This is a genomic window from Vibrio sp. OPT41 (assembly GCF_015163595.1).
GTDB lineage: Bacteria > Pseudomonadota > Gammaproteobacteria > Enterobacterales > Vibrionaceae > Vibrio > Vibrio alginolyticus.
Map to the genome: position 1 here is coordinate 1 of NZ_JADDYH010000009.1, position 19,708 is coordinate 19,708.

Sequence of the window (19,708 nt, forward strand, 5' to 3'; positions counted from 1 at the left end):
GAGTTCTATCTGGCGTTCGTACTTGTTACCGGTCTCTCAATTGAGGAGCCATCGTTCAATCGAACTACCAGATAGAAGAACTTTAGTTGCAGCTAAAGTCTGGGTCTCACCTTACCCGATTGGAGTACTTATTATCCATACAAACTGTTCAAGCAGATTCGGCACGCGTGGCAGTTTTGGTTTGCAGTGAGTTTTGTGTTTACGGAGCAGTGCAGAGGCTTTTGTATTGCGTGCCTCACTACTTAACAAGGCGTTATGCCGCCCGATGAATTTCTGATTTGAGTCATATTCATAAAGTGGACTATGTGGGATAATCAAAACTTTTGAATTTAATGTAGAATCATCATGAATAAGTATTTATTCCCATTAGGATTAGTGGCAATGCTCTCTGGTTGTCAAACTACTATTGAAGCAAGCCAGTACAGCGTATTAGATCCTGACGTCAACTTTTATGCAAGCACTCCAATAGTAGTTTCGACGTTTGATGAAAATGACTTATCTTCTAAGTTTTATATTCGCTCAGTAATTGATGCTCTTAAAGAACGAGGTTTTACAAACGTATACTCTAGCCGAGAGTTGGTGGAAAACCAAATAACTCCAGTCGCTGCTGCATATATAAAGCTAGAGGAAAAATACGACACTTATACCTATGAGTCTGCAGATTATGGCATGGTTGATAGTGGTTACTCGACGACAAATTGTACAGGTTTTGGTATCACAGCCACTTGTAATACAACAAAACAGAAAACGTTTGGTGTTACTGGTAAATCTACAAAAACAGGAAGTATGGTTTACCACTCTTTCGCTTTACACTATTACGATTTAGCTACTGAAAAGAAAGTACTATTCACTATGGGCTCAACTTTTGAAAAATCCTGCAATAGTGACTTTTTGTACAACTTCCTAATCGATGAAACTATTTCGCGGACGGACTTTGAACGACCTGTGGATTACGACTATAAAATAAAACTACCCGAGGGTGTTCAATGTAAGTAGCGGCATAACAAAGCATTTAAGAGTGATTCACAACGCTTGGCGGTTTCGCTTCGCTCAAGTATAGCCAAGCGTCGCTCACACCTTAATGCGGCGTTAGTCGCCAGAAAAAGCTAGCAATCAAAATCATGTTTCTGAGCTTAAAATTTAGCAGCTGTTTGCTTGGTACATCGATTAATCGTCGATCATCAGAGCTTAGTTCTAGCCGTTTTAAATCCAAAGTTTTGTATCTGTCCTAGCGGTTGTTTTGTTCTTTGGTGCTTACAGAGTAGGGCGATCGAGAGTCTGTTTTTGGTTGCAACTCCGCTCGGTGAGTTTGTCGGCACAAAAGCCGATTTACTCGCTGAAATGACGTTTTCTCTGGTGTCGTAAATTCCACGTGGTTTCAGTGATTTCGTTGAAAGTCCGCACTGTGAGATTAGCTTTCCAAAAGCGCCTTTTGGTGTTATCAGTTCGTTTTCTGCGGCGTTGTTTGTTCCAAGTGGTTTCATTGAATAGCTGCTTTGAGACTACGTCTGACTTAAGTGCATCAAAGCACATAAAGTTTGTTGTTCGCAAAGTTTAGTTTGGCTTAAAATTGTCGCTCGGTTCCTCGCGACTAACAAACTGCTCAAGAGGGATTCGCAACGCTTGGCAGTTTCGCTTCGCTCAAGTATAGCCAAGCGTCGCTCACACCTTAATGCGGCGTTATGTGCTTATGAGGAAAATTGACATGGAAGTGATAGAGGCCAACCCTGATTTGGCCCCAATATTAGCGAGTTATGCGAAAGAATGCCTAGAATCGGGTATTCCAAAATATTCGGGTGTGGAGCAAGATCCGACAGCTTATTTGTCAGGTTTGGTCGAACGTTCAAAGGCAATCTCCGAGTTACCAAAGGGATATTTACCTAGCACAACTTACTATTGTGTATCGAACTCCGAAATTTCAGGTGCAATCCGAGTTCGCAAAGGTACTAATGCCAACGTAGAAAATGTCATTGGTCATGTCGGCTACGAAACTAGACCGTCAGCTCGTGGTAAGGGTGTAGCCTCATTTCTGCTTGCTTGGGTGCGAGACCATGTTGTCACTGATTCAGTTATTGTTACTTGCTCAATTGACAATCCCGCATCTCAAAAGGTCATCGAAAACTGTGGTGGTGAATACCTCGGTAACTACACTGATGAGAGTGAGGGTACGGTAAGGCGCTACCGTTTAGCGCGCACATAACAAAGCATTCAAGAGTGATTCGCAACGCTTGGCAGTTTCGCTTCGCTCAAGTATAGCCAAGCGCCGCTCACACCTTAATGCGGCGTTATAAGGCTTGAAGGAATATGGAACTAAATTGTTTAATCGATTCAGAGTTGCTCTATCTAAATCAAAGTTTTGATGATACCGACATCGAAATGTTATTCCTTCTCGATTCCGGACAGAAGGTCAAACTACTTGTTTGTAATAAACATGGTAAAGCTATAACTGCTCGCTTTAAGGTGATGCAGCTATCTGCCAGAAAGACGACTTTAAACGACATTCCAACATTGGGTGAAGTTGAAGGAGTATCTTATTTTAAAGGTTCTCTTTCTTTAGAAGGTGACTTTGGACTAATTGAAGTTGATGGTTACGATATTCTCCTGGAGCCCACCTTATAACAAATTGTTCAAGAGTGATTCGGCACGCGTGGCATTTTTACTATGCGTTAGTTTTAGTGGTTAAGGTGGTATGCGGGAGCTTCGGTATTGCGTGCCTCACACCTTAACAAGGCGTTAGGTATTCAGAGGGAACTATGGAAAATTACAAATCCTTGATTGGTCATTTGCCTGTAGCAGACCATGCTATTGGTACAAAAGTAGTTACTTGGGAAAAGTATCAAGAGAGCCACCCAGAAATCTGGGATATTATACAATCTATATTTTCTGGTGAACAGGAGGTAAAACTACGCAGGCAAGACCTCAAAGACATCGCAGACACTCAGGATTACAACAAGTTAATAATATCAACGATTCTATGGGGCTACTCATCAGGTATGAGGGGTAACAACTTCTCAAAGATTATCAGAAAATTGCCTGAAATAGACTCTTTATTAGAGTGTGCATCGCAAGGTGTCGATAACTGGGAAACACACTACAATAAAGTAAAAGAAATTAGTGGGTTAGGGTTGTCTACATACTCAAAATTTCTCTATTTTGTCGGAGGTAAAATTGAGGGGTATGAGCCACTAATTTTGGACATTCGTGTAATTGAAGCCATCAATACAGGTATTTATAAAGAGTTTGTTGGCATGAAGCGTATAACTTATACAAATGCCCCAAACCTTTATCCTGAGTATCTGAAAATTATGAACGATTTTGCACTATCTTCAGAGTGCACAGCAGCACAGGCAGAGATGTTTTTGTTTATGTTTGGGCAAAACCTAAAACAACATACCTAACAAAGCATTTAAGAGTGATTCGCAACGCTTGGCGTTTTCGCTTCGCTCAAGTATAGCCAAGCGCTGCTCACACCTTAATGCGGCGTTATAACGCAAATGGAGTTCGTACGTTGAAAATGGATATATTCATAGTTGATGCATTTACATATCAACAATTTAAAGGTAACTCAGCTGCGGTCATTCCTGTGGAAAGGTGGCCTTCAGATGATCTAATGCAGAATATTGCAGCTGAAAATAACCTATCAGAAACAGCTTATATAAAAGCTGTAGGCTCTAATCAATACGAGATTCGTTGGTTCTCACCAATGACTGAAATTGACTTCTGTGGTCATGCTACGTTGGCATCTGCTTTCGTGTTGTTTAATGAGCTTGGTGTTACACACCAAATCGAGTTTATAACTCGTGAAGTAGGTAACTTGACGGTCATTCTGAATCCAGATGGCGAAATCGAAATGACCTTTCCGAACCAAAAGCCAGAATCTGTATCATGTGTTCTTGCACAATTATTAGGTGGTTTATCGAAACAACCTGTTGAGGTTCTAAGAAATAAACAAGCATACTTTGCAGTCTTTGATAATGAGCATGATGTTCTTGAAGTATCTTATGTTTCAGAGCAGCTGAAACAGCTCGCACCATTGGATGTGGTTGTCACTTCTAAATCTAATGACTATGACTTTATATCTCGCTATTTTTGGCCTGCAAACGGTGGTGATGAAGATCCTGTAACAGGTTCTATCCATTCTGGGTTAGCACCTTACTGGGCTGATAAGTTAGGTAAATCAGATTTAGTTGCGTACCAAGCATCAAGAAGAGGTGGTGTTTTGAAGTGCAGTGTGTTGGATGAAACAATAGTCATTTCGGGAAAAGGTGTTTTGTATCTCAAAGGGCAAGTTTACGTGTAGTGGAAATCTGCGTTATAACAAACAATTTAAGAGTGATTCAGCACGCTTGGCATTTTTGGTTTGAGTTGAGTTCAGTGGTTACGGTGGTCAAATTGAGTGTTGTGGTTGCGTGCTTCACACCTTAATTGGGCGTTAGCTTTCAAACTCGTTTGCAGTACCAAGGAGATAAATTTGAAGTGGTATTTGTTGGCTGTCAGTGGTGCTTTATTCTCATCGCTGTCGATTTCGGCAAGTGAAAATATACATAGTGTAAATTTTGACCTGTCGTTTTTTTGGGTGACAAAAACCTGTGAAATCACCACAAGCCAAGTGGATGAAATCTCAGATCCTAAGTTGCTTAGTCAGACTCAATCTGGAATAAAATATTTCTCAAAAATTCTCAACCCTACCGTCGCTTGGAAATCAGGTGATACTTATATAACAAATTGTATCGCTGAGTTACCGAATACATTAATCAATAGTGAGTTTGTTGCTTGTTACTCACGTGAGACACCTATTCGAAAATATGATAAATCAATGTTGCTAAATGCTGAGTTTATCGATGAGTTTTGTTATTCGGAACCGAGTAGGGGTGGCTATTACTTTGAGTATAGAATTGAAACTGACAATGAACAGATTGCCATTGACGCATCTGAACGTGGTCGTTGCAGATATACCTGTATTGTTAAGTAAAGAAAGCTAACAAACTGTTTAAGAGTGATTCGCAACGCGTGGCATTTTTACTATGCGTTGGTTTTAGTGTTTAAGGTGGTTTACGGCGGCTTTTGTATTGCGTTGCTCACACCTTAACAGGGCGTTATGCTCTAGGAGATGATTTTGCTCGATTTATTCAAGAAAGTGGTTCTAATTAACCTCTCCGCGGCTCTTGTTGTTATCGCTCTAGCCCAGTTTGTTCCATTCTTTGCTACTACTCAGTTGGTCGACTTTCTTTTCTTTGTTGTCATCGTCATATGGGTTTTAGCGAAGCTAATGTGGGAAGGTGGTGTCCATAGCAAGACGACTCGGTTAGATGATCCTAGAAGAGATAAAGTTTACAAAATGGTAGAAGGGCATGATTTCGAAAAAGACGAACGAGAGCACTATCGAATGAACTATCAAACAGGCTTAGTTTTCTTCATAGCCGGTCTACCGGCGTTTATTGCTTGTTTAGTCCTTCAATTTCTTTAAGTACGAGCATAACAAAGCATTTAAGGCGGATTCCCAACGTTTGGCACTTTTGGTTTGCTTCAACTTTAGTGTTTACGACACAATGCTTTAAGTTCAGTGGTCTGCGTTGCTCACCACTTAATGCGGCGTTATGTGTTTTGTCTAAATTCATCGTAAATATGTCAGTAAGGTTAGGAGAAATAAGGTGTCGAGTGAGAAAGAAACCCTTGGAAGGCTGTACTTGTGGAAAGTCGCACTTGATAGAATTCGCGATCTTTTGGCGCTGAGAACAAGGGTTGACCGCTTTTGTGAATCTGGGAGGCCACAAAATATCACTGAGTTATATGACGAAGAGCGTGTAAGGTTAAAAACTGGTTTACGACTTGAAGGAGAAGCATTAGATAACTTTGAAAGTAAGCATGGTTCCCTGTTCCCAGACATACATGATGTCCACCTCATTGATGAATTAATAACGGAAGAGATTATCATCAAATTTTGTACCATCTTTAACGCTGGTTTTGGAGAGGCTGGTGTTATCGCTGGCAATAAGAAAATATTCTGGGAACCAATTCTAGATGAAGTGATCTCGGATGCATTTTCGGACAATGTTAGGCGAGACTTTTATAATTTTATTGAGCAAGCAAAAGCATATCGTGATCAACAGGGAGCACATTTTGATCAGCAAAGCTTTTACGTAAAACATGGTGATAAACAACCTGGTGAAGATGGGCTTATATCTCACGTGGGTTGGAGTAGTGCTTTGTTAATCTTTGACTGGGGTTTTGTCGCTGAGACTATTCCGCAGTTCAACAGATCGTTGAATGTTTATATTAAAAAATTACAGCAACAAGTTAATATTCGATGAACGAAATAGCAAACACATAACAAGCAATTTAAGAGGGATTCTCAACGCTCGGCATTTTTGGTTCTACTTCAAATTTAGTGTTTATGGCACAATGCTTTAGGTTTGGGTGGAGGCGTTGTTCACCCCTTAATTGGACGTTAGGTCTAGGTAATAAAAATAGTAAAGAGGTACCTGTGGGTAAGAAATTGGCAATGTTAATTGGCGTATCCAATTACGATAATGAAGCGAGTCTAGAACCGTGCAGTCGCGATTTAGAGTTAATGTCATCAATAATTAATTTGACTCAAAAATATGACGACTGCCTTTTGTTAAATGAGAGCCCAAACAGCACAGAAGCAAAAGCTGCACTTTCCTCATTTATACGCAAGTATCAAGAAGATGATATAGAAGAAGTGTTTTTCTATTATACTGGTCATGGGACCCGCTATGGAGATGATTTTCTATATCTTTTTTCTGATTTTAGTGGATCAAAAATCGAGCAAACGTCCTTAAGGAATAGTGAGTTTGATTCAATGTTAAAGTCCTTAAATCCTGACTTAGCTGTTAAAATTGTTGACGCGTGCCAATCTGGTACAGAGTACATAAAATCAAATAACGATTTACAGGTTGTTTTTGAAAAATCGTCAACAAACAATTTTAATAAAACTTATTTCCTATTTTCATCGTCAAACACCCAATCATCAATAGCATTGCCTGATTACAGTGTATTCACAAAGAGCTTTGCTCATTCCTTACAAAACTTCGAAGGCAAAGATATTCGTTATAGAGATATCATGGCCTATATCTCAGATGATGTTTCAGTTCAGAAATATCAAACACCATTGTTTGTGCAGCAGGCTGATAATACGGAAGTGTTTTGTAATGTCTCTGAGTTGCTAGGTGAAAAATTGGAAGAATTACTACCTTCGTCATCTTCAATAAAATTGGAAGATGAAGAAGATGTAACAGAAGGTGGAAAATCTGAGCTTTCAGAAGACGAAAAGTTAATTCAGGCTATTCGTGCTAAAGCGAAAGATTACTGCAATGAAGAAAAGTGTATGCAGTCTCTTTCAAAGTTAATAGAAACGGTTAAGGCTTTTGAGTGGTCAGTTATATTAAATGAACTATACGATATAGAAGTTGACTTGGAAACTGACTGTCACAAGTTGAACAACACCGAAAGTATAGCTAACTGGTTAAAATCAAATGATGACAACTATTTCGCAAGGCCTACATACAAAGATGAAGAGTACGAAGTTAAGGAGAAGGTCGAATATGAACCCCAATCAATTCGTTCTTTAGCTATGTTTGGTAGAGAAAAGCGTGTCGAATATAGGCCTGTAACTAAATATCGAAAAGTTGTCGATGGTTTTGAATTAACAGCACCGTCTCCTGGCTCTGCATTGGTTGTGACACTTACCCCATCTGAAGAAAACCTACCTTGGTATCAGGTGTTTATAACTTTCGTTTTCTCAAAGTCCAAACTTACAATTTTCTGCAAGTATGAAAGATTGAAGGAAGTAAGTTGGAACAATCGCAAACTAGGTAATTCGCAGGAATGGCAAATTGCCCATTGTAAACTTAGTGATCAGGATGAAATCCAAAATGTTATGAGCAACTTATTGAAGCAAGTAGAAAGTTCCATAGTAAAAGTTCTGATCAAACGCTTTGGGGAGTAGACCTAACAAAGCATTTAAGAGCGATTCACAACGCGTGGCACTTTTAGTTTGCGGTGAATTTTGTGTTTAAGGCGCAATGCGGTAGCCGTTGTGTATTGCGTTGTTCACGCCTTAATGCGGCGTTATGTGCAGGATGTCAAATGAGCAAATATGGTGATGTTGCTGTAGAAGCTACTCACATCGCTCAAACTGGAGTCTGTCCAGTTGAAGCTTGGAATACAGCTGCAGAAAAAGAGTTCAAGGAAAATGCTGCTTCCATCAAAAAAGGGTGTCCAAAAAACGCTTTTCTAGGTTTAGTTGAAAGTGGCTTTGTCGTTGGTGTGCCCAGAGGAAGCTATACAAAATCAGTTCTAAATAAACAATATGCATTAGAGGCAGTTAGGCTGCTAAACGAAAATCCAGACATGCAAAACAATATCAAAAAACTCTGGGTTCAGTCATGTGGCTCCAAGTCTAAAGTGCATAATAGCCAAATGGATGTTGTTGTGTCGTTGTGGTCTCGTGGGTTGCTGGAGTAAGCACATAACAAACTGTTCAAGAGGGATTCGCAACGCGTGGCATTTTCACTATGCGTTGGTTTAAGTGATTAAGGTGGTATGCGGCGGCATCGGTATTGCGTTGCTCACCCCTTAACAGGGCGTTATAAAACTATATGAATTTACGATTACTAAATAAATATGAAGAGGTAACTTACGATAAGTTAGCTCATGTTTGTAAGGAACGAGCCAAAGTTTTTACTAAAGTAAGGTTGGCTGATGTATTCCCTATAAACAACAGCGGGATATCAAAAGATGAGTTTAGCTATTGTTTAAAGTCTCATTTTGATTTTGTTATTGTAAACGATGACTATCACCCAATATTTGCAGTTGAGTATGATGGTCGTCAACATAGGACTGAATCACGTCAAATAAAAAATGATCTCCTTAAAAATAGTCTTTGTAAGAGGTTTGAACTCCCGATTCTACGAGCAAACTTTAATTATGTATCGAAAGAGTTTAAAGGTCTTGATTTACTGACTTATTTTATTGAATGTTGGTTTCTGTGCGAAGATTTTCAACAAGCTCAGCTTATGGGTAACATTCCTTATGAGGAAGATTTTGACCCTTGTTTTCTTATATCTACCTCCTCAGATACGAATTCTAAATTTCCGTATTGGATATCGTTGGAGGCACAACTAGCAATAGAAAAGCTTTATAAGCAAGGTCATATAAAACAACGAGTTCCATCAGGTTGGGTTGGTCTAGATAACAAAGGAAACTATAGGTGTATTACGTGGCTTGAGGTGTCTGATCACGAAGTTCTCCACTTGACGACAGGTATGCATGATCAACAATTTAACTGTGTAAGTATTTCAGAAACGATAAAAATGATAAATATTGTTGAATTACATCAAGCGCTTAACGATTTTCTAGACAAAAAAATAAAAGCAGTATCAACGGAGCAGTTTAAAATATTGCTTGAACAATTTACATCTCGTTATGAGCCGAGAGGTTCTACTATAGCAGGAAGTATTGTGGCAAAAGTTTTATAACAAACAATTTAAGAGTGATTCCCCACGCTTGGCATTTTTGGTTTGGGTCAAGTTTAGTGTTTACGGCATCCAAGTTGAGTGTCGTGGTAGCGTGGCTCACACCTTAATTGGACGTTAGTGCTTAATTGCATATAGGTAAGATTCGGAGTATAAGCTATACCATTGATGTAAATAGATAATAAGGAATCAATGATGCATAGCGTAAGTTTTAAAGCTTCTGTCCAATATGATGATTGGAAAGGAACATGTGCGGCAGATGACGCCGATCAAACACGAATTTCTACATGGCTAAAAGACAATGGTCATATGGAAAAAAATGAGTTTCTTGTAGGCGTGAAGATGTATGTTGGTGAAAATGACGGGGAGCACAATGATCCCGTTTCTGTTACTTTTATGATTCTACCTCTTGTCGCAGGTGAGACTGTTGAAGAAAAAATAGCCTCAGCCCAAGGTCCTGTTGGAGTTAAAGTTGTTCGATTAGATATGAATGCCCATGAGTTTTTGGCATTTTTCAAACGTTTTAACGTAGCCTTTTCACGGTGCAAAGCATTTGATGGCTGTGAATATATAGAACTTTAGTTCTTTGTTGCAGTGACACAGCACTAACAATCTGTTTAAGAGTGATTCGCAACGCGTGGCATTTTTGCTATGCGTTGCGTTTTGTGTTTAAGGTAGTCTGCGGTGGCATCGGTATTGCGTTGCTCACACCTTGATAGGGCATTATTTTTTACTTGTATTTCAAGGACTTAAAGGTATTGAGCTTTGGTTCTTTGTCCCTCAGGCCGTCCGTTCTGAGTAGACTCAGCAAATCCGCATTGTTGACCTAAGTTCTTGAATCTCTCAGCCCGTAAAACATGCCAATGTTCGTGGGTTGCTTCATTGTCAGGTCGTGGTATTCGGTTTCTTGTGTAACTGGCTTTAAGTCGCGTTCGAGTTCTTAGCCAATTAGCATTTTGGCTTGGCAGTTGCCTCGGCAATTTGCCATTGTTTTGCGCTTTGGTTGGAAAAACAGGGCGCTTGTTGTTTCTTAGTTGGGTTGCCTCATTGGGCAGGGAAGTGGAATTACACGCTTTAGGTTGGTCGCCTTTGGCGGTCAAGTTGGTCTAGCCTTGTGGTTTGCTTCAGAAAACTAGTCAGAAATAACAGTTCTTTCTCAAGTAAATCATGTGTTTGTGGTAAAACATAACAAACAATTCAACAGTGATTCGCAACGCTTGGCGCTCTCACTTCGGGTTGAGTTTAGTGTTTACGGCGCAATGTTTAAGTTCAGTGTTTGCGCTGCTCACACGTTAATTGGGCGTTAGCCTACAGAGGTAAGCATGGAACACAGAGTTAAGAAAGTTAGAGCTTACTCTACCGCAATGATTAGTCGACTTATTATTGCAGATCGAAAATTAGCTTTGCTTAATCCCCTATTAAACGATTCTGATTTGATTCATAAGTGGGATCATTCTTATGGTGGTCATGGGCTTGAGTTAATGCGTATAACAATGTATCTAGATATTGTTCGTGAGTTAGCTGCTATTTCATTTGACCGAGGTAATACGTCTCCATCAATTTTCAATATTATTGAACTTATTTCCTCTAAGCCTCTTTTAGAGGCTTTAAAAAGGGACTACTGTAAACCGACAACGATTACTTGGGTAAACGACGTTGACCCCGAATCAAGAGCATTCTGGGAAGAGCGTCATAGAGAAAGAGATTTGGGAGACAAGTCTCAAAGGTTTGATGAGCATTATCACAAGGCAAAAAAAATTATTTAGCGAACTAAAAGGCAAGGATCTTCATCATAAAATTAGGAACGTACGCAATAAATTGGTTGCTCATTACGAAATGAGGCAAGATGGTACAGAACCCCAGCTTAGCTGACCCTAAAGACTTTAATTTGAAGTGGGGAGATGTCGAAAGTTATTTCGAGGAGTTGAAGCCGATTATTGTCGAATTGGTGTTGTTAATTTCTAATGAAGCATATGCTTTAGATTTATTCCGAGAGGATCACGAAAGGATTTCTCGAGACTTTTGGAAACTGTAGGCTAAAAAACTGTTTAAGAGTGATTCGCAACGCGTGGCATTTTTACTATGCGTTGGTTTTAGTGTTTAAGGTGGTATGCGGGAGTTTCGGTATTGCGTTGCTCACACCTTAACAGGGCGTTATAAGCCAAAGAGGAAATATGGAAAATTCTCTAATACTTGTTGCTCTCAGTGCGGAGCAAATCTCCCAAGCAAAAGCGGTCAATGGGCAGCGCAAACAGATTACCCATGCATTACTTTGTGGTTCTTATGGGCAAATGTTTGGTACTGAAAAACAGTGCTCGAAATACTACAACGTATGGAAAGATATTTTCCAAGACCTATTTTCCGAGTCAAAATCTGTGCAGGCTTGTGATGTGATTAATTATGAATCAACTTTTGATTTAGTGAACATTCTAATGACAGCTGCTGACCAAAAGAAACAGGTTAATAAATGCACTAAACCAACTAAAAGCCAGAAACCTCAGCTAACAGAAAAGAAAGGGTTTTGGGCACGTATCTTTGGGTAGGCTTATAACAAAGCGTTTAAGACGGATTCCCAACGCTTGGCATTTTCGGTTTGATTCAGCTTTAGTGTTTACGGCACAATGGTTTAAGTGTGGTGGTAGCGTTGCTCACCACTTAACGCGGCGTTATAGCGATAGAGGCAAAAAATGATTTGGGAATCTTCTGATTGGAAAGAACCTTTGCTAGAAAGTGCATCTAGATTGCAGAAACTAAGTAGATCAAACGAGATTGATGAATCTGAGTTTGTGCAAATTGAAAAAGATGTTTTCATCGGCTTTTATGCCATTCGAAAGCTAATGGATACAGCCAAAATCTCAGACTCAACCAAAAGCTTTGATGTTAGTTTGAAATGTTTCCCTAACCTGAAGCCTGTAGATTATATGAATTGGCATAGATTGGACGAGTTGTATGATCTTAGCGGCAAACAGTGTGAAACCAAAACTCTCAGAGTACTGTGCAATTTTATTGTGCATAGTTATGTATTTATGCCAGAACTAAATGACGAAGGGCACCTTGTAAGTTTTTATGTTACGTCAGACAAAGATCGAAATAAAAAGCTTTACTCAGTTTCTATTGAGCAGGTAATAAACATTTTCAAATTGGTTGGTAGTGATTATCCAAGTAATACCAAGATGGTCAGGAACCCTAAAACAGGTGATTGGGACATACAGTCGTGGTGATATTCGCTATAACAAACTGTTTAAGAGTGATTCGCAACGCGTGGCATTTTTGCTATGCGTTGGTTTTAGTGTTTAAGGTTGTATGCGGAAGCTTCGGTATTGCGTTGCTCACACCTTAACAGGGCGTTATGTGCTTTGCGGCATATGTCACAAACTATGAAACAGATGAGAGTAAAATTCCTCGGAAAATATCTTATAAAATAGGTTTTTCATGAAGTTCAATAGTTTACTTTTCATCGCTTTCTGTTTTGTCTCTAGTTCAGCCATCGCTTCTACCAGTACCTTAGAGTGCGTATATAAAAAGTATTCAGACCCAGAGGGTGTTCATACGGCAAAGAGTGATTTCATTCTTAGATATCTAATTGAACCAGATGCCGACAAAGTTTATGTGCTGGGGAACAATGGTAGTAATGAGGTGGTAAAGGTTCCTGGAAATGATCATGTGTCATTTTTGGAAGCGACTGGGGCAGGTAATGTGATGGTCACTACGATTACAAATACAATGAATACAGTTCATAGTCGAAACACAGTTGGCTTTGGTGGTGACCTGATTCCATCTCAGTACTACGGGAAATGCACAGCCAAGTAGTACGCACATAACAACTGTTTAAGAGTGATTCGCAACGCGTAGCATTTTTACTATGCGTTGAATTTAGTCTTTAAGGTGTTCTGCGGCAGCATCGGTATTGCGTTACTCACACCTTAACAGGGCGTTATATGCCTCTTGCCAGCGTAATATGGGTAGTAGTTTGACGAATAAGTATAATTTTTTGTTTTAACCGTCGATGAGGTCGAAAATGTCTGGGTATATAGATGTAATTATTGAAACATATGTTGGTAAGAATACTACTTCTAGCTCTGGGGTAAGAGCTAGACCAATTAAAGGTCAAGGTTTGGATATATCAATGAATGTTGAATGTTCTTCAAAAATGCGCAAATCCTACCCTGTGGGAACCAAGTTTCTTATCAAAGCTAAAAAGATAAGCAAAGAGGGTGGACCTGAATTCCTTTATGCCCACTACAACTCACCATATAAAGTTGTTGAGTAACGATCTAATGTTAAGTGCAGTGAAGCAAATTAGTGCGCAAAAGACATCATCAATAACAGTGCTAAATTTCAATAAACTTTTAGTAGAGGCAAAGGTACCTAGAACACTTATGGGGTACGACTCGTGGGGAAACTTCTCTTTTTCTCAGGTGTTATATGTGAGTGATGGGATAGGATATATTGCAAGACGGACACGTGATAATCAAAATGCTCCAATTACCATCAAAAGAACAGTGGATGGGGTAAAAACAACGTGTGGTTATCATCTCCAGAAAAATGAAAAGATAGCTTTCCATAAATTGGGTTTATCCGGCATATAACAAACTGTTTAAGAGTGATTCGCAACGCGTGGCACTTTTACTATGCGTTGGTTTTAGTGATTAAGGTGGTATGTGGCGGCTTTCGTATTGCGTTGCTCACCCCTTAACAGGGCGTTATAACTTAAGAATTATTTATTAACAGAAAAAGGGGAAAATGTATGTTTGGGATAATTATATGGTTAGGGTTGTCTATTGGTGTTGGGGCTTTTGCTGCAAGTAAAGGACGCTCAGGAATAGGATTTTTCATATTGTCATTATTGCTATCGCCTTTAATTGGCTTGATAGTTGCGCTTGTCGTTTCACCAGTTACAGCTAAAGTAGAGGCGGCTGCGATTGAGTCTGGAGAGCACAAAAAATGCCCGAAATGTGCTGAGTTGGTTAAAAGCGAAGCTATTGTTTGTAAGCATTGTCAGGCAGATTTGGCATAAAGTTATAACAAAGCGTTTAAGACAGATTCCCAACGCATGGCATTTTTACTATGCGTTGGCTTTAGTGTTTAAGGCGGTATGCGGCGACTTCGGTATTGCGTTGCTCACCCCTTAGCAGGGCGTTATAAGCTTCGAGGAAAATTATGGAAAGTATCATCAAACAAGCAATTGAATTGCGGAAACAGGGGAAGTATCAAGAGTCGAGAGCTTTGCTAAAAACGCTGCTAATCGATGAAACTTGTTCTGCTAAAGCTCACTTGCAAATTGCTTGGTCATACGACAACGAAGGTAAAGAGCAAGAAGCGATTACTCATTATCTGTCATCTCTTTCAGGTCTTTTATCGTCGGTAGAAAGGTTTGATGCTTTGTTTGGGCTAGCGAGTACCTATCGAAGCCTTGGCATGTATTCGGAGGCTTTAAGCTACTTTAAGCAAACTCTAAGAGAGTACCCTAGTTACATTGAAGTTCAGCCTTTCTATGCCATGTGTCTCTACAACTTGGGACGCCATAAAGAAGCAACATCATTACTACTCGAACTTTTAGTATCAACCACGAACAGTGATGCAATTAAAGAGTATCAGCGAGCTATTTCTTTATACGCAGAAGATTTAGATAGAAAGTGGTAAAACGAAACACGCTTATAACAAACTGTTTAAGAGTGATTCGCAACGCGTGGCATTTTTACTATGCGTTAGGTTTCGTGGTTAAGGTGGTATGCGGCAGCTTAGGTATTGCGTTGCTCACACCTTAACAGGGCGTTATGTTTATCTAATTAACTAATGAGGAAATTTAATGGTCGTACTGTTTTCAGTTTTAGGTGTTCTGGCCTATCTTTTCGGGTTTATGGTATTTGGTACAGCAACAAGTTCGATTCATGAAGGTGTTGCGTTTCTTGTTATCTTAAACGGTACAGTTCTCATTGTTGGTGCCGCTATAGTTCATTCAATTAAAAGTAATGGCGTCAAATCAGTAGAAAATGTTAAACCTAGCAGTGATCAAAAAATTGAACCTTCATTTGCTGAGGATAAAGATGAAAGGTTATCGAAGGAAAATAATGATATTAAGCCTGAAGGGCCTTCTGAGAATGTTGAAAATCAAGAAACACCTCGATCAAGCGTAAATTTGCAATTAATCAGCGAATTGAAAGGTAAGAAATTAAAGCTTGGTTTCAACTCTACTTTTAATGTATGCGAAATATGTGGTCAATCCAATACTGGTCAGCTAGTAGAAAGTCACTATGTTTGTAATGCGTGCAAAGATAAGTACTTGTAAAATATAAACATAACAAAGCATTTAAGAGTGATTCCCAACGCTTGGCATTTTTCATTCCATCGTTGGGTTCAGTGTTTACGGTGGCAAGGTTAAGTTTCGTGGTAGCGTTGCTCACACCTTAATGCGGCGTTAAATGCTGGTCGTAGTGTGCCGACAGAAAGGGATTAATTAGATGACAATGATGTTGTTAAGAATTTATTGGTTTCCTGCTTTTATGGCGTTGGGGGCAATCCTGAGTGCTTATGTACTAAAAATTTATATACCAAGTAATTTTAGTAGTTCTCCGATGCTTAAGGGGCTATCGATCATGTCCGCCAATGCGGCTCCTTGGGTAAGTTTGGGCTTTTTGTCTTTAGCGATACTCGCTTTCTTATACCAAACATATTCATTGTGGCAATGGACGCAAGGAAAAGGTACTTGCTGTCCAAATTGTGGAGGCATGGTTTCTTATCAAGATGGTCGTTATGGACCGTATTTCAAATGTTTGCATTGTGGGAAGAAAACAAGCATTTAACAAAGCGTTTAAGACGGATTCCCAACGCATGGCGTTTTCGGCTTACTTCAGTTTAAGTGTTTATGTCACAATGGTTTAGGTAAGGTGGTAGCGTTGCTCACCACTTAACGCGGCGTTATACCAATTTGGAGAAATAATGAGTTCAGTTGAATATGGTGCAATTAGCATCGACACATCAATATTTGATGGTAATGGTTTACGTATTGAGTCGGGGTTGTTTAAAAAGTTAGAGCAATTTAAACCTACCGATGTAGATGTTGTTCTTTCTGATATTGTTTATCAAGAAGTGGAGACTCATCTAAAGAAAAAAGTTAGTGATGCTAGATCTTCATTAGAGAAATCACTAAAAAACACAAATGTGCATCTAAATGTGGATGAATCTGTTGTAAATGATGCAAAAGGCTTGTTATTGGCTAACTCCATCGATGAAGTAACAGCAACTCGATTACAATCTTTCGTGGAAAGTACTGGATTACTAGTCATTGATTCAGAAGATCATCTTGACGTTAAATCATTAATCAGTGCTTACTTCCAAAATGAGCCTCCATTTGCACAAAGTGGCAACAAAAAAAATGAGTTTCCAGATGCAATCGCCCTTCTGACACTTGAAGCATGGGCTGAGGAAAATGATAAGAAAATAATCGCGGTCACCAGTGATAATGATTGGTTAAAGTATGCTGAAAACTCGGAATGGATTGATTGCACTCAAGACTTTGCTGAAGCATTGTCGATATTCCAACCCAAAACCGCGCCTTACACTTTCTTCACTTCGCTTGCGAAAACGCTGGTTGAGGGAAGCGGCAGTCCTTTTTACTCGCAAATTGAAGATAGTGCGATTAACTATACTGATGGTTTGGACCTTGATGCAGATGCTTGTTCAGGTTTTTTCTGGGAACAAAATGACATGGTCGAAGTGTCGTTTAATTCAATGGAGTTTGTATCAGACGGATCTTCTCCAAGCTTACAACTAGTAGAAGTTGATTCTGAACAAGTTGTTGTACAAGCAATATTAAACATAGAGGCTGACGCCTCTTGTTCGTTTTCGTTATCGGTTCATGACTCCATTGATAAAGATTATGTATTTTTAGATGGATGCTCAGCTACCACTACATTTGATTACGAAACAGAGGTTCTAATCACTTTTTCTGGTGATTTTACAGATAGCGATGACTTTACCTCTGTTGAGATAACAGATATTGAGTTCTTGTCGTCACCATCGAGTGTTAACTTTGGTGAGCTAGAGCCTGACTTTTGGAGTGAGTAAATTGGTATAACAAACTGTTTAAGAGTGATTCGCAACGCGTAGCATTTTTTACTATGCGTTGATTTTAGTGTTTAGGTGGTATGCGGTAGCTTCGATATTACGTTGCTCACACCTTAACAGGGCGTTAAGTTTCTAGGAGGATATCGTGGCAATAAAAATAACTACTCAGAAAGTGGACACATGGAAAAAAAGAATCCAAACGGACAATTTGAAAGGCTCAACTTACTTTTGCCAACAATCCAACAAAGTGTGGGTTTCCGCCTCGTTAGATCACCAAGCAATCTGCCAGCAAGTCCTAGGAAAAGACTCAGGCACTAGTTCATTGAGCAGTTATCTAAGATGGGATGACGTCAAAGCAACGCAGTTGGTTGATTTAATTTACGAAATCGAGAAAGCCTAATTACATGCACTACGTCGTTACAATAATTGCGTTAGTCTTGTTGGGTTACTTCGTTTTATTCCCTACAGTGACCTGGGCAGCCGCAACGATACTTGGAGTTCTAGCGTACTTAGCAAGCAAGATTTTCTGGGTAGCAGTCATTGTTGGAGTCGTGTTTACCTTAACTAGGCTGCTAACATGAGCAAAAACTTAACAAGCATTTAAGACGGATTCACAACGCTCGGCATTTTCAGTTAGAATTAGCTTTAGCGTTTACGGCACAATGGTTTAGGTGGGGTGACAGGCGTTACTCACCACTTAATGCGGCGTTACACAAAATCTATTCGAGTACATGCAATAGCTTAGTATCCGTAATATAATTATGGCCTTCAATACACCAATCAAATAATCTAGTATGAAATTTCTAAAAGTAATAATTACCATTGTTGTCGTATACAACATTGCGTCTTGGGTTTTCGATAAAACAAAAAAAGAAGAATGGATGAGCTTTGTGTATCCAAATGCCAATAATTTAACTATTGACAGATTCGGTGGAACATTCAGTTCGCTTTCTGCATGTCGTGCAGCATCGCTAGATATACTAGAAGACCTAAATGCAACGAACTATGGTGATTATGAATGCGCACTTAATTGCGATACTTCGGGCGGCAAGCCATACATTTGTGATGAGACCTCAAGGTAAGTTGCGTGCAATTTGTATAACAAACTGTTTAAGAGTGATTCGCAACGCGTGGCATTTTCACTATGCGTTGGTTTAAGTGATTAAGGTGGTGTGCGGCGACATCGGTATTGCGTTGCTCACACTTTAACAGGACGTTAGGCAAAAAAGCGCAACCTTATGTTTCCTGATCAGTTAATTATGTTCTTCGCTTTAATATATGCTCCGATGAACCTAAGCGGAGTATGCTATGAACGAAAAACTAATCTTATTACTAACAAGTCTTGTATTAGCAGGGTGTAGTAGCAAAATGACTGATTCATATGTTGGCATTTTCACTAAAATGGATGGTCAGGAAAAAGAGTGGTCCGTTCCAGCATATGCATATCAACGGGAGTCAGGTCAATTTGTGATTAAGTATAAAACCCCAGAAGGTGATGGGGCATCCACGCCTATTATGGAAGAATTTGGAGATGAGTGTCGGTTTGACCTGAAGGCTGGTGTTAAGTTGTTGTGCTCAAACAAAAATTCTGATTATAGACAGAATTTTTCGTTTGTAGGTGAATATAGGCCTTAAAGTCACAATTTGCCTAACAAACTGTTTAAGAGTGATTCGCAACGCGTGGCATTTTTACTATGCGTTGGTTTTAGGTTTAAGGTGGTATGCGGCGACTTCGGTATTGCGTTGCTCACACCTTAACAGGGCGTTAGCATTCATGGAGAAAAAGAATGTCTCACAAAACAGAAGTTCGTTACTGTTCAGATTGCGGTACGGATACTCATCACGTAGTTGTCTTGGTCAGAAAGCCGAGTGCTTTTAAAGGTGCCAAAAATCAGAAGTTTAAGGAATTTATAGCAGGCGCGATTAAAGGCTGGGCTCTTGGAGCATTTGTTGCCTCTATGGATGAGTTTGAGCGTCACCTAGTTTGTAAAAAGTGCGGCAAAAAGACAGTAGAAAGTTAGCTACCTAATAACGTAGAAGATTTATAGTCTGACTTGGTGCTGAATGCTAACAAACGCTTTAAGACGGATTCGCAACGCGTGGCATTTTCACTATGCATTGGTTTTAGTGTTTAAGGTGGTATG

General features: G+C 39.5%; 28 protein-coding genes. 27 read left to right on the plus strand and 1 reads right to left on the minus strand.

Annotated elements, in window-relative coordinates; genetic code table 11:
- Nucleotides 1-345 precede the first annotated feature (345 nt).
- On the plus strand, nucleotides 346-996 hold the full coding sequence (locus tag IQP38_RS00540; protein ID WP_140184550.1) for a membrane lipoprotein lipid attachment site-containing protein: 651 nt from the start codon (nucleotides 346-348) through the stop codon (nucleotides 994-996).
- A gap of 185 nt (nucleotides 997-1,181) precedes the next feature.
- Here the strand turns inward: IQP38_RS00540 and IQP38_RS26110 are convergent, their stop codons facing one another.
- The gene (locus tag IQP38_RS26110) at nucleotides 1,182-1,484 is read right to left on the minus strand and encodes a hypothetical protein (RefSeq protein WP_228009944.1); all 303 of its coding nucleotides are present in this window, start codon (nucleotides 1,482-1,484) and stop codon (nucleotides 1,182-1,184) included.
- A gap of 221 nt (nucleotides 1,485-1,705) precedes the next feature.
- Between IQP38_RS26110 and IQP38_RS00545 the strand changes: the two genes are divergently transcribed.
- From IQP38_RS00545 to IQP38_RS00720, 26 genes are all read left to right on the plus strand, one after another.
- Nucleotides 1,706-2,200 (plus strand): GNAT family N-acetyltransferase, encoded by a 495-nt coding sequence (locus IQP38_RS00545; protein ID WP_193837164.1) that lies wholly within the window; start codon nucleotides 1,706-1,708, stop codon nucleotides 2,198-2,200.
- Between the two features lie 104 nt (nucleotides 2,201-2,304).
- Complete coding sequence (locus tag IQP38_RS00550; protein ID WP_193837165.1) at nucleotides 2,305-2,619, plus strand: hypothetical protein; 315 nt, start codon at nucleotides 2,305-2,307, stop codon at nucleotides 2,617-2,619.
- Nucleotides 2,620-2,753: 134 nt separating this feature from the next.
- Nucleotides 2,754-3,398: a hypothetical protein gene (locus IQP38_RS00560; RefSeq protein ID WP_193837166.1), complete on the plus strand. Its 645-nt coding sequence runs from the start codon at nucleotides 2,754-2,756 to the stop codon at nucleotides 3,396-3,398.
- Between the two features lie 110 nt (nucleotides 3,399-3,508).
- The gene (locus IQP38_RS00565; protein ID WP_193837167.1) at nucleotides 3,509-4,300 is read left to right on the plus strand and encodes a PhzF family phenazine biosynthesis protein; all 792 of its coding nucleotides are present in this window, start codon (nucleotides 3,509-3,511) and stop codon (nucleotides 4,298-4,300) included.
- Nucleotides 4,301-4,471: 171 nt separating this feature from the next.
- Nucleotides 4,472-4,972 carry a hypothetical protein gene (locus tag IQP38_RS00570; RefSeq protein ID WP_080608919.1) on the plus strand — a complete coding sequence of 167 codons (501 nt, stop codon included), beginning with the start codon at nucleotides 4,472-4,474 and terminating at the stop codon, nucleotides 4,970-4,972.
- 144 nt (nucleotides 4,973-5,116) lie between these two features.
- On the plus strand, nucleotides 5,117-5,467 hold the full coding sequence (locus IQP38_RS00580; protein ID WP_045409172.1) for a hypothetical protein: 351 nt from the start codon (nucleotides 5,117-5,119) through the stop codon (nucleotides 5,465-5,467).
- A 184-nt stretch (nucleotides 5,468-5,651) separates the two neighbouring features.
- Complete coding sequence (locus IQP38_RS00585; RefSeq protein ID WP_193837169.1) at nucleotides 5,652-6,311, plus strand: hypothetical protein; 660 nt, start codon at nucleotides 5,652-5,654, stop codon at nucleotides 6,309-6,311.
- A gap of 173 nt (nucleotides 6,312-6,484) precedes the next feature.
- Nucleotides 6,485-7,969: a caspase family protein gene (locus tag IQP38_RS00590; protein WP_193837170.1), complete on the plus strand. Its 1,485-nt coding sequence runs from the start codon at nucleotides 6,485-6,487 to the stop codon at nucleotides 7,967-7,969.
- Nucleotides 7,970-8,109: 140 nt separating this feature from the next.
- The gene (locus tag IQP38_RS00595; protein ID WP_193837171.1) at nucleotides 8,110-8,487 is read left to right on the plus strand and encodes a DUF6979 family protein; all 378 of its coding nucleotides are present in this window, start codon (nucleotides 8,110-8,112) and stop codon (nucleotides 8,485-8,487) included.
- A 134-nt stretch (nucleotides 8,488-8,621) separates the two neighbouring features.
- Complete coding sequence (locus IQP38_RS00600; protein ID WP_193837172.1) at nucleotides 8,622-9,500, plus strand: DUF2726 domain-containing protein; 879 nt, start codon at nucleotides 8,622-8,624, stop codon at nucleotides 9,498-9,500.
- A gap of 189 nt (nucleotides 9,501-9,689) precedes the next feature.
- Nucleotides 9,690-10,079, plus strand: coding sequence for a hypothetical protein (locus tag IQP38_RS00605; RefSeq protein ID WP_228009945.1), 390 nt, complete (start codon nucleotides 9,690-9,692; stop codon nucleotides 10,077-10,079).
- A 740-nt stretch (nucleotides 10,080-10,819) separates the two neighbouring features.
- Nucleotides 10,820-11,263, plus strand: a complete 444-nt coding sequence (locus IQP38_RS00615; RefSeq protein WP_193837173.1) for a hypothetical protein — start codon at nucleotides 10,820-10,822, stop codon at nucleotides 11,261-11,263.
- 408 nt (nucleotides 11,264-11,671) lie between these two features.
- Nucleotides 11,672-12,040, plus strand: coding sequence for a hypothetical protein (locus IQP38_RS26130; RefSeq protein ID WP_228009946.1), 369 nt, complete (start codon nucleotides 11,672-11,674; stop codon nucleotides 12,038-12,040).
- Nucleotides 12,041-12,184: 144 nt separating this feature from the next.
- Nucleotides 12,185-12,718 carry a hypothetical protein gene (locus IQP38_RS00630; protein ID WP_145568625.1) on the plus strand — a complete coding sequence of 178 codons (534 nt, stop codon included), beginning with the start codon at nucleotides 12,185-12,187 and terminating at the stop codon, nucleotides 12,716-12,718.
- Between the two features lie 211 nt (nucleotides 12,719-12,929).
- Entirely contained in the window at nucleotides 12,930-13,307 is a 378-nt protein-coding gene (locus IQP38_RS00640) for a hypothetical protein (RefSeq protein ID WP_074190733.1), read from the plus strand.
- A 208-nt stretch (nucleotides 13,308-13,515) separates the two neighbouring features.
- Nucleotides 13,516-13,767, plus strand: coding sequence for a hypothetical protein (locus tag IQP38_RS00650; protein WP_053342874.1), 252 nt, complete (start codon nucleotides 13,516-13,518; stop codon nucleotides 13,765-13,767).
- Nucleotides 13,768-13,774: 7 nt separating this feature from the next.
- Nucleotides 13,775-14,086 carry a hypothetical protein gene (locus IQP38_RS00655; protein ID WP_193837174.1) on the plus strand — a complete coding sequence of 104 codons (312 nt, stop codon included), beginning with the start codon at nucleotides 13,775-13,777 and terminating at the stop codon, nucleotides 14,084-14,086.
- A gap of 158 nt (nucleotides 14,087-14,244) precedes the next feature.
- Nucleotides 14,245-14,514 carry a zinc ribbon domain-containing protein gene (locus IQP38_RS00665; protein WP_025549200.1) on the plus strand — a complete coding sequence of 90 codons (270 nt, stop codon included), beginning with the start codon at nucleotides 14,245-14,247 and terminating at the stop codon, nucleotides 14,512-14,514.
- Between the two features lie 143 nt (nucleotides 14,515-14,657).
- Nucleotides 14,658-15,140 carry a tetratricopeptide repeat protein gene (locus IQP38_RS00675; RefSeq protein ID WP_193837176.1) on the plus strand — a complete coding sequence of 161 codons (483 nt, stop codon included), beginning with the start codon at nucleotides 14,658-14,660 and terminating at the stop codon, nucleotides 15,138-15,140.
- A gap of 166 nt (nucleotides 15,141-15,306) precedes the next feature.
- Nucleotides 15,307-15,786 carry a hypothetical protein gene (locus IQP38_RS00685; protein ID WP_170903718.1) on the plus strand — a complete coding sequence of 160 codons (480 nt, stop codon included), beginning with the start codon at nucleotides 15,307-15,309 and terminating at the stop codon, nucleotides 15,784-15,786.
- Nucleotides 15,787-15,958: 172 nt separating this feature from the next.
- Entirely contained in the window at nucleotides 15,959-16,300 is a 342-nt protein-coding gene (locus IQP38_RS00690; RefSeq protein ID WP_193837177.1) for a hypothetical protein, read from the plus strand.
- Between the two features lie 136 nt (nucleotides 16,301-16,436).
- Nucleotides 16,437-17,564 carry a PIN domain-containing protein gene (locus tag IQP38_RS00695; protein ID WP_193837178.1) on the plus strand — a complete coding sequence of 376 codons (1,128 nt, stop codon included), beginning with the start codon at nucleotides 16,437-16,439 and terminating at the stop codon, nucleotides 17,562-17,564.
- 145 nt (nucleotides 17,565-17,709) lie between these two features.
- Entirely contained in the window at nucleotides 17,710-17,964 is a 255-nt protein-coding gene (locus tag IQP38_RS00700; RefSeq protein WP_039627414.1) for a hypothetical protein, read from the plus strand.
- A 394-nt stretch (nucleotides 17,965-18,358) separates the two neighbouring features.
- The gene (locus IQP38_RS00705) at nucleotides 18,359-18,646 is read left to right on the plus strand and encodes a hypothetical protein (protein ID WP_063517564.1); all 288 of its coding nucleotides are present in this window, start codon (nucleotides 18,359-18,361) and stop codon (nucleotides 18,644-18,646) included.
- A 226-nt stretch (nucleotides 18,647-18,872) separates the two neighbouring features.
- Nucleotides 18,873-19,199, plus strand: a complete 327-nt coding sequence (locus IQP38_RS00710; protein WP_193837179.1) for a hypothetical protein — start codon at nucleotides 18,873-18,875, stop codon at nucleotides 19,197-19,199.
- Between the two features lie 152 nt (nucleotides 19,200-19,351).
- Nucleotides 19,352-19,585, plus strand: a complete 234-nt coding sequence (locus tag IQP38_RS00720) for a hypothetical protein (protein ID WP_193837180.1) — start codon at nucleotides 19,352-19,354, stop codon at nucleotides 19,583-19,585.
- Nucleotides 19,586-19,708: the final 123 nt, after the last annotated feature.

Excerpts from the sequence above, each read along its gene's own strand:
- IQP38_RS00540 (WP_140184550.1), top strand. The coding sequence starts at position 346 with ATGAATAAGTATTTATTCCCATTAGGATTAGTGGCAATGCTCTCTGGT.
- IQP38_RS00600 (WP_193837172.1), top strand. The coding sequence starts at position 8,622 with ATGAATTTACGATTACTAAATAAATATGAAGAGGTAACTTACGATAAG.
- IQP38_RS00615 (WP_193837173.1), top strand. The coding sequence starts at position 10,820 with ATGGAACACAGAGTTAAGAAAGTTAGAGCTTACTCTACCGCAATGATT.
- IQP38_RS00695 (WP_193837178.1), top strand. The coding sequence starts at position 16,437 with ATGAGTTCAGTTGAATATGGTGCAATTAGCATCGACACATCAATATTT.
- IQP38_RS00560 (WP_193837166.1), top strand. The coding sequence starts at position 2,754 with ATGGAAAATTACAAATCCTTGATTGGTCATTTGCCTGTAGCAGACCAT.
- IQP38_RS00595 (WP_193837171.1), top strand. The coding sequence starts at position 8,110 with ATGAGCAAATATGGTGATGTTGCTGTAGAAGCTACTCACATCGCTCAA.
- IQP38_RS00550 (WP_193837165.1), top strand. The coding sequence starts at position 2,305 with ATGGAACTAAATTGTTTAATCGATTCAGAGTTGCTCTATCTAAATCAA.
- IQP38_RS00710 (WP_193837179.1), top strand. The coding sequence starts at position 18,873 with ATGAACGAAAAACTAATCTTATTACTAACAAGTCTTGTATTAGCAGGG.
- IQP38_RS00630 (WP_145568625.1), top strand. The coding sequence starts at position 12,185 with ATGATTTGGGAATCTTCTGATTGGAAAGAACCTTTGCTAGAAAGTGCA.
- IQP38_RS00675 (WP_193837176.1), top strand. The coding sequence starts at position 14,658 with ATGGAAAGTATCATCAAACAAGCAATTGAATTGCGGAAACAGGGGAAG.
- IQP38_RS00640 (WP_074190733.1), top strand. The coding sequence starts at position 12,930 with ATGAAGTTCAATAGTTTACTTTTCATCGCTTTCTGTTTTGTCTCTAGT.
- IQP38_RS26130 (WP_228009946.1), top strand. The coding sequence starts at position 11,672 with ATGGAAAATTCTCTAATACTTGTTGCTCTCAGTGCGGAGCAAATCTCC.
- IQP38_RS00545 (WP_193837164.1), top strand. The coding sequence starts at position 1,706 with ATGGAAGTGATAGAGGCCAACCCTGATTTGGCCCCAATATTAGCGAGT.
- IQP38_RS00720 (WP_193837180.1), top strand. The coding sequence starts at position 19,352 with ATGTCTCACAAAACAGAAGTTCGTTACTGTTCAGATTGCGGTACGGAT.
- IQP38_RS00655 (WP_193837174.1), top strand. The coding sequence starts at position 13,775 with ATGTTAAGTGCAGTGAAGCAAATTAGTGCGCAAAAGACATCATCAATA.
- IQP38_RS00650 (WP_053342874.1), top strand. The coding sequence starts at position 13,516 with ATGTCTGGGTATATAGATGTAATTATTGAAACATATGTTGGTAAGAAT.
- IQP38_RS00605 (WP_228009945.1), top strand. The coding sequence starts at position 9,690 with ATGATGCATAGCGTAAGTTTTAAAGCTTCTGTCCAATATGATGATTGG.
- IQP38_RS00665 (WP_025549200.1), top strand. The coding sequence starts at position 14,245 with ATGTTTGGGATAATTATATGGTTAGGGTTGTCTATTGGTGTTGGGGCT.
- IQP38_RS00685 (WP_170903718.1), top strand. The coding sequence starts at position 15,307 with ATGGTCGTACTGTTTTCAGTTTTAGGTGTTCTGGCCTATCTTTTCGGG.
- IQP38_RS26110 (WP_228009944.1), bottom strand. The coding sequence starts at position 1,484 with ATGAAACCACTTGGAACAAACAACGCCGCAGAAAACGAACTGATAACA.
- IQP38_RS00690 (WP_193837177.1), top strand. The coding sequence starts at position 15,959 with ATGACAATGATGTTGTTAAGAATTTATTGGTTTCCTGCTTTTATGGCG.
- IQP38_RS00705 (WP_063517564.1), top strand. The coding sequence starts at position 18,359 with ATGAAATTTCTAAAAGTAATAATTACCATTGTTGTCGTATACAACATT.